The organism is Thalassoglobus sp. JC818 (assembly GCF_040717535.1).
GTDB lineage: Bacteria > Planctomycetota > Planctomycetia > Planctomycetales > Planctomycetaceae > Thalassoglobus.
The window spans coordinates 863,386-878,593 of the sequence record NZ_JBFEFI010000002.1 but is presented as its reverse complement, the minus strand read 5'-3'; the positions used below and the strand labels follow the sequence as shown (position 1 = coordinate 878,593).

The window sequence follows — 15,208 nt, the reverse complement described above, 5'->3', positions numbered from 1 at the left end:
ATATTCAGTCAACTGAGTATCCTGCCCACAACTTACCCGGTAGTGTAACGGTAGCACCACAGTTTTTGGTACTGTTAGTCCAGGTTCAAATCCTGGCCGGGTAATCTTCTTTAAGTCACTTTCTCACAGTGACTTACTGCTTCTCTTTGATGTGCACGCTGTACACATTCTCGGTCGGCTGCTGAGGATTCCTCCTCCCTGACTCTAAAGCTTCAGTCAGCGATCCGAACTCCTCTCAGTTGGAAGTCGACTCTTCGATCGTTGGACAGTTTGGCCTCACAATCTCTGACGCGTTCATGATTGCTGTGACTCAGACAGCCAGCTCTTTTAAACGGGAACTCGCGCAAACTTCCGTGCGAGGCACTCGATTCTTTCCGAAAAACGCTTCAGCATTCTCTGATGCCTTGATCTGGTCGATTTGCTACTGTGCCTCAATTGGAAATTCAGAGCGTCACCGCTTGTGTAGACATCTGAGGTCGTAGAATTGTTTAGCGGATTGAGTCATGTTCAGCGTTTTCTTTTGTCGCGCTTCTCTGAAGTCCTGTCTGCCCGTTCTCCTCTGTCTGACGATGCTGCCTGCCATCGGGCTGGGTCAAAAGCGAGCGAAGCCAACCGCACGTGAGGACAAGCAAGTCGCTTCAAGCGAAGCTTCGAATGCAATCGGCAACAGTGCCACTCCGGTTGACCGGATCACTGTCCCGGATGGATTCAAAGTTGAATTGCTTTATTCGGTTCCCGGTGACGATCAAGGGTCGTGGGTCACACTCTGCACCGACAACAAAGGACGAATTCTCGTCAGTGATCAGTTTGGCGGTCTTTATCGCTTTGCTCCACCAACTGCGGGAACTCCTCTCGATCCGACTCAGATCGAAGAAGTCCCTGCAAACATCCGTGCCATCAATGGAATGGTGTGGTCGCACGGAGCACTTTATGCAGGAGTCAATGATTACGAGCAGAAGATTCCTTCGGGCTTATATCGAGTGACTGACAGCGACGGTGATGACAACCTTGATCGCGTCGAACTTCTAAGAGAAGTGAAGTCCAAGGGAGACCATGGCGTTCATGCTGTCGTTCCGAGCCCTGATGGAGAATCACTGTTCCTGATCACCGGCAACAACGCTCGTCCTCCGGAACTGGCACCGAGCTCACCCGTTGTCCCAGTCTGGGGAGAAGATCACTTGCTCCCCAGCATGCCCGATGGACGTGGACACAACCGCGGTGTTCTCGCACCGGGAGGGATTATCTATCGCGTTTCTCTGGATGGAAAAAGCTTCGAAGCATACGCATCGGGATTCCGAAACATCTATGACGCAGCCTTCAATCACGAAGGGGAATTATTCACATACGATGCAGACATGGAGTACGACTTCAACACTCCCTGGTATCGACCAACTCGAATCTGCCACGTAACCAGCGGAGCGGAATTCGGATGGCGGAACGGAGCCGGAAAGCGACCTGTCTTCTATGAAGACAACCTTCCCGGAATTCTGGACATTGGTCCTGGCTCGCCGACTGGAATGACGTTTGGATATGGCGCGAAGTTCCCTGCGAAATACCAGAACGCGTTGTACGCGCTCGATTGGAGTTGGGGTCGCCTGTACGCCGTCCATCTTTCGGAAGAGGACTCCTCTTATACCGCGACAAAAGAGGAATTCGTCACTGGAGCTCCACTGCCGATTACCGACGCCATTATTCATCCGGATGATGGAGCGATGTACTTCACGATCGGAGGGCGGAGAGTACAGTCAGGGCTGTATCGTGTCACCTACGTTGGTGACGAATCGACAGCACCTGCTGAGGTAACGATCACCCAAAACGACGCAAGAGAAACTCGACACGCACTCGAGAAGTTTCACGGACATCACGATCCGAAGGCAATTGAAACTGCGTGGCCTTATCTCGCTGACGAGGATCGATTCATTCGATTCGCTGCCCGAACTGCTGTCGAGCATCAACCGGTCGAACAATGGCGAGAGAAAGCATTCAACGAAGCTGACTCAGCCATTCAAGTTGAGGCGCTCCTCGCCCTTGCTCGCGTCACTGGTGTCTGCCCACAGCATCGATCGGGTTCAGGCTTCGAAGTCGACACCACAATGCGCGATCAACTCCTCGAAAAACTGACCGCAATCGATGTCAAGAAACTGAACCTAACGCAACAGTTAACGCTCATTCGCACCGAGCAAATTGTCTTGAATCGATTCGGTCAGCCCAGCGATGAGATGATTCAGAAATTGATCAGTCAGCTCGATCCGCTCTTTCCGTCGACTTCAACGGAACTGAACTGGCTGCTGTGTGAAACCCTCGCCTGGCTTCAATCCCCTGCTGTCGCTCAAAAAGCGATCGCACTGATGGAAACAGTTCCCACACAAGAAGAACAAGTCCAATACGCACGATCGATCCGGATGCTGACCGCCGGTTGGACTCCAGAACTCCGCCAAGCTTACTTCGAATGGTTTCTCGATGCAGCGAACTATCGCGGTGGGGCCAGCTTCGAAAAATTCATGGATTTCATTCGCACAGACGCCATCGCCTCTTTGACGGAAACTGAAAAAGCTGAGATGGCCGAACTGCTGAAGCGAAAGCCGGAGAGAAAGTCTCCTCTCGATCACCTGGGACAAGTGCTCGCTGGCCGACCAGAGACGAACTGGACACTCGATCAACTCTCTGTGGCTGCTGCTCAAGAACTCGCGCACAGAAACTATTCGAATGGCCGCAAGATGTTTGCAGCAGGTGGCTGTTTCGCCTGCCATCGTTTCAAAGACGAAGGCGGAATGACCGGGCCAGACTTAACCTCAGCCGGGCGTCGATACTCTGCTCGCGATCTTCTCGATCAAGTCATCCATCCGAGCAAAGTGATCAACGATCAGTTCTCCGCGATCACTGTCGCAACGGAAGACGGCATGATTCACACCGGTGTCGTCGTGAACTTGAGTGGAGACACCATGACCTTGAACACCGATTTCGCAGATCCGAATAAACGCGTTCGGATTAATAGAAATCAAATCGAAGATCTGATCGTTTCCAAAACGTCTCCGATGCCAACTGGGTTGTTAAACCGGATGACCAAAGACGAAGTTCTGGACCTCGTCGCTTATCTCCTGAGTTCCGGAGATCCTGAACATCAGTACTTTGAGAGTAATCCCTCAGCCGAATGAGCCCTGCCGTTTTCGTGTGCGGCTTTCGACTCTTCACGTCGGGCCGCACATCGACAACGCAGATCGCCCTCCAAAAACGAGATCACTCGACGAGATAGACTTCGCGAACCGGCTCGAAGAGTTGCGTCGGGCTGAGTTCGCAACCGAGCGCGGTCACAATTCGGCAGGAGGCTGCCACGATGCCCATGTCGTGCTCTCCGTTTGCCACGAAAATCACATTGCCCCACTTGGCATAGATGGTTCCGTTGAGCGCTCCAGTTCCAAGGAGTTGTTCGCTCACGAGCACAATTGGCCGTCGATCATTTCTTGACTGATAAAGCGACACACCGTTGTAAGGACTCCCCGGCGAAGACAACGGTCTCAGGACGGTGTTTAAGATCGCCCCATTGATGACAACGCTGGGAAGCATCGAAAGCAACGGAATTGGTGGAGACGACGAACTGTCTTCATTAATGTCCGGCAGCCCCGTCGCTGGAGTGAACGACGAGTTGTCTGTGATGTAAAACATCACTCCATTCATGTTGACCGGACCGGCTCCGATCAGCAGCGAGATCTGCGTCAGCGGATGTTTGCCGCGAATGATGTAAACGCCGGGATTAAATCGAACTGGTCCAGTAACGATGTTGATGTACTCGTAAACTCCTGGATTCAAAACAACTGGTGGCGCCAAAATGGGGAGGTTGATGATGTTCACTCCTCCTCGATTCGTCGCATCAACATTAACCGGATCCACAGCAACTCGCGGGACCGGAAGGTGATCCAGAGGATCTGTGACAGGTCGTCGATTCGCTTGCAACGGACTCGGCTCACTGGCGTCGTAATGGCCGTAATTATTTGGATTGTCGACTCCGCCGACAACGTAAATGTCGCGGGCTCTCAATTTCGTCAGCGGAAGAATTGGCGTGCATGTGGACGCGTGACGTAGCCCGAGGCCGACCCGCTGTCCAACGTAAACACCATCCTCGTCGTAGCCGCTCCAGTCATTGTTAACAATGACTGCTCCGTTAACGCGAACACGTCCCAACCCGAGGACTTCCAATCCCCCCAGATGATGATTGGGAAGCGATGGAATCGCAATTGGAAGTCCGGCAATCGTGATCGGGGGCGGATTGGGATCGAGAATCACCAACGCAGAATCGACTGTCGCGTCTTCCACTCCTGCCACGGAACGTGATCTCACACTCCGTTGAGACAACTGGCTGACCAGATGCATGAAAAAGGTATCGGAGGAACGGTTGACTTCTGCTTCAAAGTAATTCGCATTCCCCGCAAATGGGCCCGTTAGCGGCGGATTGTTGACCGTCACATTCGAACCTGAGAGCCCGTGAATCTGCTGCACCATATCGACAGCACTCTGCCGGGCAATCTGTGCATTTTCATTCTGTATGTACGACAATGCGGCAGCAGTCGCACCAGCATCGGCCGCATGCTGAGTTTCGCGATACTCATACATGATGAACGAACCATCCACCACCAATCCAACGATCCCCAGAATCATCGGCATCGTCAACAAGACGAAGATCAAAGCCTTGCCGGAGCGGGAAGGAGTTGTACTGGCAGTGGATTGTTTGGACGAATTATTCATGACAACAACACTGTTAAGTTCATTCGAATTCTATCTCGCTGACCAGTTCATTCAGGATTGAAAAGCGACTTCAATATTTTTGCAGGACTGCAACAACCGAGTTAGTGTCGGATTCTTACGTCGGACGACGCTTGAAGCAGGAAAGTCTTCCCAGTGAAACTTAAAAAGGGTTGATGCGAATAGCGCAACGAAACGCTCACACGGTCATTGATGCGGCACGATCCATCCGGCCATTCCACCTGTACATTGATCTTTTCGGGAGGAATACAGACAGCTGCTTCGCGAACAATCTCACAGATCTCCGTCTGCTCGCTGGCATTCTCGTTGAATGTGTTGGGCCCCCACATACTGAATTCCGGCTCAGCATTCTCTCCTCGCACTGAGGCTGTTCGCGAGAGTCGTCGAGCTGCTTCCGCGAGAGAGTTGTTGTTCAAAACAATCAGCGAAAAATCGATGGCTGATATCAAAATGAACAGCAGAACCGGCAACACAAAAGCGGTTTCAACGATTGTTGCTCCTGACCTCTTCGAGAGAGATGCTGAGCGTGGGATTCGTCTTGTCACGTCCATCACCTCATCTCCCTACTGAAACTGCCGGTAAGTCACAGTCGCTTTGAGCGGAATTGTGTTCGGGATCGTGGGCCAAGAAACGATCGTTCGAAACTGATAGTTGGCCGAAACTGTCACCAGGAGATTGCCGTCGACTTCTGTGACTGAGGTAATCTGAATGTCGAGATCGTCGGCGGTGAACTGCGGATGATCGTCAAGTTCATCAATCACGATCGTCCGTATCTTTGCTTCCCAGTCTTGAATGGTGATGGGTGAAACGCGGTGCGTCGCTGCATAATACGTCCCGGTGTCTGCTGCGTTCGACACAGCGATTGACCAGTGAAGCGCGCGTCCATAATCAACACATCCCAGAAAGAATGTCAGGATGATTGGTAGGACGATTGCAAACTCGACCGCCGCGGCCCCGCTTCGCCGATTTTCAGATTTCCTATTTGTTGAACAGGATCGCATTTCAAGCTCGCTTGTCCTGATCTTCGATGGTTATGCAACCGGACGAAGACCACTTCACGTTTTGCATTATTGATTTCCGAAGTATTCCCAAATCTGAATGGCAGCTGGTCCTGCGAGCACAACAAACACCGAAGGAAAAATGAGGAGCAATGTTGGGATCAGAATTTTGACAACTGCTTTCTGAGCACGTTCTTCAGCCCTCATTTCGCGTTTGGTTCGAAGCAAGTCCGCATGGGACCGAAAAGCATCAGAGATTCGGGTTCCATACTGTCTGGTTTGCTGACAAAGAGTCGCCAGAGAAAGGATCTCGTCGCAATCACTCCGATGAGCAAAACTCATGAGTGCCTGATCAACTGACGCTCCAAGATTGATCTCACTGCGAACACGGGCCATCTCGTGTGACAGCACCGGGTGCGCATTTCCAATTTCCGAGGAAACTCTTTGAAGAGCAGATTCTAAACTTAACCCACTGGTCAGACATGTAATCATTAAGTCCAGAAAATCGGGAAGACCCTTAAGTAGCGTGAGGTGCCGTTTCGTCTTTTTTCGATCGAGCCAAAACCCTGGAGCCAGCATTCCGATTCCCCCGCCGATCAGTGAAATCCAGAAGGCTAGTTCAGCACCGATGAGACGGAAGGCCAAAAGCGACAACGCAATCACAGTTGGAAGCACTGTCAATCCAATCGTCACCATGAAGTAGTAAGCTTGTGCCTGCCGTCCATAGAACCCTGCGTGTCTCAGCCTGCTTTCCAATTGGCTGACGGTTCCATTCAGCGACATTTCACTGCCGGCCGGAAGCTTGGAAGCAACACTTCCGACGGTCGACTTCACAAACTTCTTGAGTTTTGACTCGGAAACTTGATTCGGGTTAAAACGCCGAGAGGCTTCTTCAACGCGCCGTTGCGTCCGATGGTCACTATTGAAGAACAAATGCGAGACCGCATAGACCACTCCTGCGAAACCGCAGAAGGCGACCATTGAACTGACGATCTGGCTAGGAAACATGATCTCACCTGGAGGTAGTGAACCAAAACACTGTCTTGTTTGTTTCTGGATGTGGAATCGACAAAGTCTGTCGCGGACATCGTTCATCAAGACGACTGACACAGTCGCTATGACCTGGGTCTTTAGTTTTACTAGTTCGTGAACACGTCGATTTAGTACTCGAAGTTAATGATCTTTCGAATCCACAAAATTCCTGTAGCAATGGCAACGATCAGGCCGACCAACAGGTACGGATAGTTCAACAAAATGCTCGCGTACTGACGGTCGAGCAGATAAATTCCGACAAACGCACCGAACGGCATGAGCGACAGCACATTGGCCTGCATGCGTCCTTCACCTGTGATCGCCTTAATCTTCATGGCAAGCTTTCCGCGTTTTCGAGAAAGCTCTGCCAAGTTCTCGAGGACTTCTGTCGGGTCTCCACCGGCTTGACGTTGCATCAGCAGCGCGACAGAGAAGAGCTGAAACTCGACGACGCCCGTCCGTTGGGCCATATCACGCAGAGTCAACTCGTAAGGCAAACCGAGATTCTGCTGTTCGCAGCAGTACGTCAGTTCATCCGAAACAGGCGAGCTCGTTTGCTTTGCCACAATCTGCAAAGCGTTTTGAATGGTTTGCCCAGCCTGGACGGAGCGTCGCATGAAATCGAAAACTTCGGGAAGCTGTTCAGAGAGCTTCTGCATACGTTTACGATGGGAAATCACAACGTGAATCCATGGAATCACCGCTCCCGTTAACATCGCCCCGAATGTAATCGAGTAATGGCAGTAGAGCGCAGGTAACACGCCAGCAACCGTTGCGAAGAGAACCGATCGACGGCAGACATCCGTCACCGTTAACCGCAGCCCTGATTGCTCGAGATACAACTCGAGTCTCTGTTGAAAGTTCGGATTGAACTCTTCCCCGGCACTCGCGCCGCCAGCTTTCCACTCCTTGAACAACCGTGACTTACTGACCTGCTCGCGGACCAGTTTTCGCTGCTGTTCGATGACCCGCTGATCGATACGTTTTCGACTGGACGAAAACATGTCCGCAATCAACATGACAACAGCGATGATGGACAGTCCGGCAGCAATCGCTGGGGGGGAGCTGAAAATTGAGGAAATATCCATGTCAGATCTCAGACAATCGCAGCGACGCGATCAATACGTTCGGGGTGGAGTTCTTTTTCTTCAAACATTTCATGTGAGAGTTCCGAGCCGGCAACTCTGAGTTGCTCCAGGCAACGTGGACGAATGCCGGTTGCACTAAACACTCCAGTGACCGCTCCATCAGCCGAGACGCCAGTTTTTCGGAAGGTGAAGATGTCATGTGATTCAATCACGCTTCCGTTCGTTCCGGTGAGCTCTGTAATTTGAGTCACTTTTCGCTCACCATTTGAAAGTCGCTCGCAGTGCACGACGATCTGAATTGCAGATCCGATGAGCTCGTTGATCAGCCAGGAAGGAAGATCAAACCCGGCCATCCCAACGAGCATCTCAAGTCGGCGAAATGAGTCGCGAGCCGAGTTTGCGTGTATTGTCGTCAAGCTTCCTGAGTGCCCGGTCGTCATCGCTTGAAGCATGTCGAACGCTTCGACTCCTCGACATTCTCCGATGATGATTCGATCTGGTCGCATTCGAAGAGAGTTTTTCAGAAGCTCACGAGCAGTGATCTCGCCTTTTCCCTCGAGATTGGGTGGTCGAGTTTCCATCCGGGCCACACGAGGTTGATCGAGCTGAAGCTCTGCAGCATCTTCGATCGTGACAATTCGCTCACGTGTCGGGATGAACCCTGAGAGAACATTGAGAAGCGTGGACTTTCCGCTGCCGGTTCCCCCAGAAACAACGACGTTCAGACGCGAACGAACGCAGGCCATGAGGAACCTGCTCATCTCTTTGGTCATCGCACCGCGGGCGATCAAGTCTTGAATTTCAAGCGGACGATTTCCAAAGCGACGGATGGAAACGAGTGCACCTGCCAGAGCCAACGGTCGAATCACGGCGTTGACGCGACTTCCATCGGACAGACGTGCATCAACCATCGGGCTGGACTCATCGAGACGGCGGCCGACTTTGCTCGCAATTCTCTGAACAATTTCGATGAGATGATCTTCGTCATGAAATCGAACGTTCGTGTCTTCGAGTTGCCCTCGTCGTTCGATGTAAACTTTTTCCGGGCCATCAATGAGAATGTCGCTGATTGTCGGATCACGCAACAGTGGTTCCAGTGGCCCCAATCCAAGCGTTTCGTCGATGACTTCTTCAACGAGCCGTTTTTGATCTTCGTGAGAAAGCACATCTCCGCGGAAGCGGCAGAGGTCTTCGATCCCGACTCGAAGTTGCCGACGCATCTCGTAATCGTTCAGCCCACTGATCGAATCGAAATCGAGGGCTTCGATCAAGTGCTTGTGAATGTCCTTTTTGATCGCCAGGAAGCGAGAGCGATTCGCATCACTCGAACCACTTCCAGGATGATTTGCAGTCTTTTGGCCGGCACTCATGATTACCCTCTAGTCAACGGAATTCAGTGACCGTTGCGGTCGCCTTAAGGAGTTCCTTCAATTCACACTGTTCAGCAATTCGACATCGACTGCCCCTTAGAGATAGAAACAACCCATTGTCTGTTTAATTAACTGAACACCTCGTTGAGCAAGCCCCACAGTCTCTCGAGCAGTTGCCGCTTTCTTGTCTTGGGTCTTCTCACTCTGGTTGCGTTCGAGCAGGCTATGTGTAATCCGATTTAGTGCCCGACTGTATTTACACTTCGGCGACTCCATCACGAGCGCAACGCCACAATTGATCGCATGATTGACCTGAGAAATCTCTTCAGGGAGCGTGTGCGAAATGGGCCGTCCCAGAATTTTCTCAGCTTGTTTTTGCTCAAGATGGCCCGGCATTCCCATTCGCGAACAGACGATTTCAATGGTCTCGTCGTTTAATCCGAGTGTCTTAAAATAGTCCAAGGCGTTTCTTGCTCGACAGACCGAAGAAAAGTCTGGACGCACAGTTAAGAGAATGGTTGTCGTTTGCTCGAGGATGCTTGAATACCCCTGCACTTCGCGGCACGATCCGAGATCGATCACTATGTCGTCATGCTTTTCCAATGCGACAGAAATGAGATGTCTCAGGTCTGACACATCAGGTTGACTTCGATCACCGTAGTGTCCGACCGATGGAAGAACTTCGAGCCCGGCACACGACTTGGACATTGACCGTTCGAGCATCGTCCCATCGACAAAGGACGAGTTCGCACAAAGTTCCTGGAGCGAGTGATTCGAGTTGATCCCCAGGAATCGACCGACATCACCCTGCTGGCAGACGAAATCAAGAAGCGCACAGCGCTGCCGATTTTGTGCAATGCCGGCAGCGAGATTCACAGCAAAAGTTGTTGTTCCACATCCTCCAACTGCGCCGACAACTCCGATCACATTTTGTGGTGTCGAGTCAATTCCGATTCGCGTCTTTGCCGAAGAGATCAACTCAGTGATCTGGGATGACATATCTCTTCGGAGATCGACGAAGTCATCAGCTCCTTGATGGAGCAATCTGATAACGTCCTCTGAAGAGTCAGCGTGACCGACGACGACCAAGAAAGAATCAAACTTCTTGCGCACGCTTTGAAGCTGTTGCCCGGCAGATTGTGAGTTTTGATCGATGACCGCAAAAACAATGTGATACTGATCACCCTGCTCGCTCGGCACCTCGTGGAGCGTCCGCCAAGGTCGCGTGACACACTCCTTAATCCGCCTGTTTGCGTTTAAGACTTCATGAAGTTGGGTTGCACTTCCAACATCGTCGCTGACAACCAGTGCTTTCATCTTAACCTCTGGGTACGCCCTTCTTGTCCACGAAGACATCAGCACTGGCTGATCTCATACGTTATCCAAGTCTCCAGAAGGCTACTTTGAAGTTAGCTGCATGGCGGGCAGAAAATTCTGAATTCAGAAATTTCCACGAACGAGAATCGTAGGAATTTATGTCGTCGAGCGGCCAGTTTCTCTTCTTCACAGGTCGTCGTCCGAAAAAAGCAACACGACAAACTTGCTCATTCGAAAACCGGTACGGGGTGTGAATTTTTCCTGTCGTGTCATGCGAAGCAGTGGACTATCTCGTCCAGACGACAGAGAACATTCATGACAATGGACATCAATAAGGGAGTGTTTGTCGAGAGCGTTGCAACACGATGATGCAAAAACGCATCATCGGAAACCCGCGAATGTCTGTCGAAATCTTTCACAGAATGGGACGACGACTAATTTAGAACGCGCCAAACGTCGGTAACTCATTGTGGAAACAACTGTTTACACCTGTCCGAAATCTCATGCCCGCAACCACAGCCGCGAGATGATTTCAGATCACTCAAGTGTGTTGCAAATCGATCATCCCAGGATCGGCAAGAGGGGTGATGACCCGGGCTGAAGATGGTGTGTGACGATTTCACCGAGAAGAGTTGTCTGCGTGACATCATAGACTTCGATGTCCGCCAAAGTTCCCGACAACCTCGGGTTCCCTTCAAAGACGACGATGCGATCACATTTTGTTCGACCGACGAGCTGTTGTTGAGTCGGCTCCGAGATCGTTTCCTTAGGAGAGTCACTCCCCAGCTGGATTAGTTCTGGCTCTTTGGCTGCTTCTGAACCTCCAACAGGTTCCGCACCGCCGTGCCACCCTGGAAGGTTTTGCGTTGAGGAGGAATCCTCCGTTTTTCGAGTTTCCTTGTTGGCCCACTTGCTCGGACCTTCTACGAGGACTTCCACTTTACGACCGATGAACTCAGCGTTGTCTTCACCACTGATTTCGTTTTGCAGCTTGAGAAGTTCGTTGTTACGTCGTTTTTTGACCAGTTCTGGGACGTCGTCTTCGTACAGAGCAAACGCCTTGGTTCCAGGCCGAGGGCTGTACTTGAAAATAAAGCTGTTCTTGAAGCGAAACTCGTTGACGGAGTCGAGGCACTTCTGGAATGCCTCTTCTGTCTCCTGACAGAATCCGACAATGAAGTCGCTGGAGACGGAACAGTCCGGGAGATACTCACGGATGCGCCCCATCATTTCTCGGTAGTCTGCAACCGTATATCCTCGTTTCATCAGCTTCAGCTGCGAATCACAACCATGCTGTAGAGGGACATGCAAGTAGCGAGAGACTTTCGGAAGGTCGCGGATTGCTTCCAGCAGATCGACCGTCATGTCTTTCGGATAGTTCGTGACAAACTTAATCCGCTCGATTCCGGGAGTGTCGTGCACGAGGGCGATGAGATCGCTCAGGCGATAGGTCTTGCCCCCTTCGGTGTGTGAGTAGGAATTGACCGTTTGCCCGAGAAACGTGATCTCCTTCACCCCCTGATTGGCGAGTGTCTTCACCTCTGAAAGAATCTGAACAGGCGATCGCGACTGCTCCGGACCGCGGGTGTTCGGCACCACGCAATACGTGCAGAATTTGTCGCAGCCGATCATAATTCTTACAAACGCCTGCCACGGGCTGGGACGCATTGTCGGATCTCGGAGCGGATCGTAGCTTTCGAAGCTGCCAGCGACTTCGTCCCGACTTCCCTCTTTTCGCTTCAGTGAGACGGCCAGTTGTTTCTTGCGCGTGCTGCGAACCTCGTCGACGAGTGTCGGAATTTCAGCAAGCTGACCGGTCCCGACGACAAGGTCGACATGCGGAGCTTTCTGGAAGACCTTGTCTTGATCCTGCTGAGCCATGCAGCCGATGACTCCGATCACCAGATTGGGGCGTTTTCGCTTCCCGTACTTAAAGCGACCGACTGAGCTGTAGGTCTTGTGCTCAGCGTGCTCGCGGACACTGCACGTGTTGAACAGAATCGTGTCTGCGGAATTCGGATCGTCGCAGAGGTCGTACCCCTGTTGCTTGAGAGCAGCCACGACAAGCTCGCTGTCCAGAACGTTCATCTGGCAGCCAACGGTTTCAATGTACAGTTTGCCGTTGTGGGGAGTGTTGGATTGAGACATTGTCAGTATGGGTGAGTGGCTGTGAAATCGTCGAAGTTGCAGGAATAAATGAGCGAACATCGCCAGCAATACAAGAACAATCGGGCGATCTCCGCTCGGCGAATGTTAAACGATCAGACCGGAAAAGTCTTGGGGAATTGCGGGCCTAGAGCAAGTTGCTCTTTCCTGTGCACTCGCTTGCACTGTTCCAGAAGTTAAAAGGCTGTGCTTGCTCGTGCGAGATCGTACTCACAAAATCAGAACATGCTCTAGCCTCACTCGATCCAGTTTCAAGAAGTCAGAACGGCAGAATTTGATTTGATGCCCGATACATGAACATCACCAACCCTGAATTTACGTGGCTTGTGAACATTAGCTGATTCGCTGTCGAAATTGTGCGTCTCAGGCAGGCAAAGGTTTGTGAATGCGATAGACTCGTCCGCGTTGACTCACCAAGCGGTGGCCATCTCTGTTCTCAACCCTTATGACATTGGCTGAAATGCTCAACATCTGCACATCTGGTGTTCTGGCAGCCACATCTATCCAGACCTCATCAGTCTTCTGGAGCGTGACCAATCTGATTGTGTTGGGGCTGCTTTCGATCGGAAATGCTGCTCTGTGGGTCACTTATGTCAACTGGACACATTCATTCCCGCAACGTTGCTCAACCCTTCAGAAGCTGCGAATCGTGCATGACTTTTTCGTGGTGCTCGTTCCCGTCGTTCTCGTCTTCTGGTTGGGGATCGCAGGTCCCGGCCTACTTTTCGGGGGAAGCTGGGAAAATTTGAATCCGTGGATGTGGGGGCTTGTCGGGTTTTGCTCAATCGGTCTGGCGAAGCTGCTTGTCCAAACGATTCGATATCAATTGAGACAGAGCCCTTCAACGATGGTGGTTACTGAGTCTCGCGTTGAAGAGATTTCCAACCGGACGAATTCATCCCTGGTGAGCTCAGGGAAATATCAACGGCTGGCCCGTCTGCCGGGGAATGAACAACTTCGCGTGGAATTTAACGAGAAAACATTCCACCTCGGGGGGCTCCCCGAAGAGCTTGAGGAGCTGACGATCCTGCACATTTCCGACTGGCACTTTCTCGGAACGATCACCAAAGAATTCTTCGTGGAAGTGTGCGAGATCATTTCCAACGACTCCGTTGACCTCGTTTGCTTTACCGGAGACCTGATCGACAGCCAGCCTCTGACAGACTGGATTCCGGACACACTGGGGAAATTGACGGGACGACTGGGCAACTACTTCATTCTCGGAAATCACGACTGGTATCAGGAGCCAGCATCAATCCGAAAGGCGATCACCGACCTGAACTGGGTCGATGTCTCATCTCGTACCGTGATGCTCGACGTCGATGGTAGCCGACTTGAAATCGGGGGAGATGAAACTCCCTGGATGGGTGAGGAGCCGAAATTTTCGACTGCTGCTGATTTCAAATTGCTGTTGGCTCACACACCGGACCGGTTTTCATCAGCCAAGCAACAGCGAGTCAATCTCGTGCTTTCGGGGCACAATCACGGCGGACAGGTGCAACTGCCGATCATTGGCCCGCTGTACTCTCCGAGTCGACACGACACGAAATATGCTTCGGGACTATTCGATGAACCCCCTTCGATGATGCACGTTTCGCGAGGACTCGCCGGACGACACCCACTGCGGATTCGATGCCTGCCGGAGGTCACGAGAATCACGCTTCACGGCGAACGTCATTCTTCCTGAGTCATGATTCGGACGCAGACTCTGAATCCGAATCTGAGGCTGTGAGAACCGCTTTGAGTCTGCGGATCGCCCGAAGATACCGCATGCCTGCCGCTGCCGGTGACAGTTCAAGTGCTTCGGCAATTTCTCCATTCCCGAGATGCTCCACGTGCCGCATCACGATGATTTCGCGCTCGTTTTCGTCCAACTGTTCGAGAGCCTGAAGGAATCGTTCTTCGAGTTCCTTGCGAATCATCGCCGCGGCGGGAGTCAGTTGATCATCTCGTAGCTGCGCAGCGAGATTGAGTGAAGAGCGATCGCCAAATGCCGGCGATTGCAACCTCTGCTCTTTGTCGACGGACCGTTTCTGAGCATGGTGTCGACGGTGTAAGTCGATCATCCGGTCTTGGGCGAGTTGCCGAACCCACAGGTGAAACGGCATCTTCGGATCGGAGACGTAATCTTTCAGGCGTCGACTCGCTTCGAGGAGAACGTCTTGCACAACATCGCTGGCATCAACTCGATCTGCGATTTGGCGATCGAGACGGAAGTGGATCAATCGGCGCAGCGCTTGACGATGCCGCTCCAGCAAGTCGTTGACGGCCGTCTCGTTCCCGTTCGCGACTTCGCGTACGAGGTTTTGAGTAATCTCATGTTGCGGCCAGATGGAGTTTTCGGACATGGCGTTCCTGATTGAGCAGGTTGAGTGAGATGGCTCGAAGTCGCACGAGTGCACACAGCCACACACCTCACCAAACAGTTTAGTCCATCTTGATGGTTTCGCAGCACCTCTCGAAACCTACTTCTGGTGAT

Annotated in this window: 11 protein-coding genes and 1 tRNA gene; 3 read left to right on the top strand and 9 right to left on the bottom strand. The window is 52.0% G+C overall.

Annotated features, from left to right (window positions below):
- Window positions 1-33: 33 nt before the first annotated feature.
- A tRNA-Gln gene (locus AB1L42_RS07840) sits at window positions 34-104 on the top strand.
- Window positions 105-503: 399 nt separating this feature from the next.
- Complete coding sequence (locus AB1L42_RS07835; protein WP_367053139.1) at window positions 504-3,155, top strand: heme-binding protein; 2,652 nt, start codon at window positions 504-506, stop codon at window positions 3,153-3,155.
- 82 nt (window positions 3,156-3,237) lie between these two features.
- Here AB1L42_RS07835 and AB1L42_RS07830 read toward each other — a convergent pair whose 3' ends face one another.
- The 8 genes from AB1L42_RS07830 to miaB form a co-directional block, all read right to left on the bottom strand.
- Window positions 3,238-4,740, bottom strand: coding sequence for a pilus assembly protein TadG-related protein (locus tag AB1L42_RS07830; RefSeq protein ID WP_367053138.1), 1,503 nt, complete (start codon window positions 4,738-4,740; stop codon window positions 3,238-3,240).
- 101 nt (window positions 4,741-4,841) lie between these two features.
- Window positions 4,842-5,309 (bottom strand): TadE family protein, encoded by a 468-nt coding sequence (locus tag AB1L42_RS07825; protein ID WP_367053137.1) that lies wholly within the window; start codon window positions 5,307-5,309, stop codon window positions 4,842-4,844.
- 12 nt (window positions 5,310-5,321) lie between these two features.
- Window positions 5,322-5,759, bottom strand: a complete 438-nt coding sequence (locus AB1L42_RS07820; protein WP_367053136.1) for a TadE/TadG family type IV pilus assembly protein — start codon at window positions 5,757-5,759, stop codon at window positions 5,322-5,324.
- A 66-nt stretch (window positions 5,760-5,825) separates the two neighbouring features.
- Window positions 5,826-6,764, bottom strand: coding sequence for a type II secretion system F family protein (locus tag AB1L42_RS07815; protein ID WP_367053135.1), 939 nt, complete (start codon window positions 6,762-6,764; stop codon window positions 5,826-5,828).
- A gap of 152 nt (window positions 6,765-6,916) precedes the next feature.
- Complete coding sequence (locus tag AB1L42_RS07810) at window positions 6,917-7,876, bottom strand: type II secretion system F family protein (RefSeq protein WP_367053134.1); 960 nt, start codon at window positions 7,874-7,876, stop codon at window positions 6,917-6,919.
- A gap of 8 nt (window positions 7,877-7,884) precedes the next feature.
- Window positions 7,885-9,246: a CpaF family protein gene (locus AB1L42_RS07805; protein WP_367053133.1), complete on the bottom strand. Its 1,362-nt coding sequence runs from the start codon at window positions 9,244-9,246 to the stop codon at window positions 7,885-7,887.
- A 96-nt stretch (window positions 9,247-9,342) separates the two neighbouring features.
- Entirely contained in the window at window positions 9,343-10,563 is a 1,221-nt protein-coding gene (locus AB1L42_RS07800) for a hypothetical protein (RefSeq protein WP_367053132.1), read from the bottom strand.
- A 561-nt stretch (window positions 10,564-11,124) separates the two neighbouring features.
- Window positions 11,125-12,711, bottom strand: coding sequence for a tRNA (N6-isopentenyl adenosine(37)-C2)-methylthiotransferase MiaB (gene miaB, locus AB1L42_RS07795; RefSeq protein ID WP_367053131.1), 1,587 nt, complete (start codon window positions 12,709-12,711; stop codon window positions 11,125-11,127).
- 478 nt (window positions 12,712-13,189) lie between these two features.
- Here miaB and AB1L42_RS07790 point away from each other — a divergent pair, with 478 nt between their 5' ends.
- Window positions 13,190-14,416, top strand: coding sequence for a metallophosphoesterase (locus AB1L42_RS07790; RefSeq protein WP_367053178.1), 1,227 nt, complete (start codon window positions 13,190-13,192; stop codon window positions 14,414-14,416).
- A gap of 1 nt (window position 14,417) precedes the next feature.
- On the opposite strand, the gene AB1L42_RS07785 is transcribed toward AB1L42_RS07790, so the two are convergent.
- The gene (locus tag AB1L42_RS07785; protein WP_367053130.1) at window positions 14,418-15,077 is read right to left on the bottom strand and encodes a sigma-70 family RNA polymerase sigma factor; all 660 of its coding nucleotides are present in this window, start codon (window positions 15,075-15,077) and stop codon (window positions 14,418-14,420) included.
- Between the last annotated feature and the right edge of the window lie 131 nt (window positions 15,078-15,208).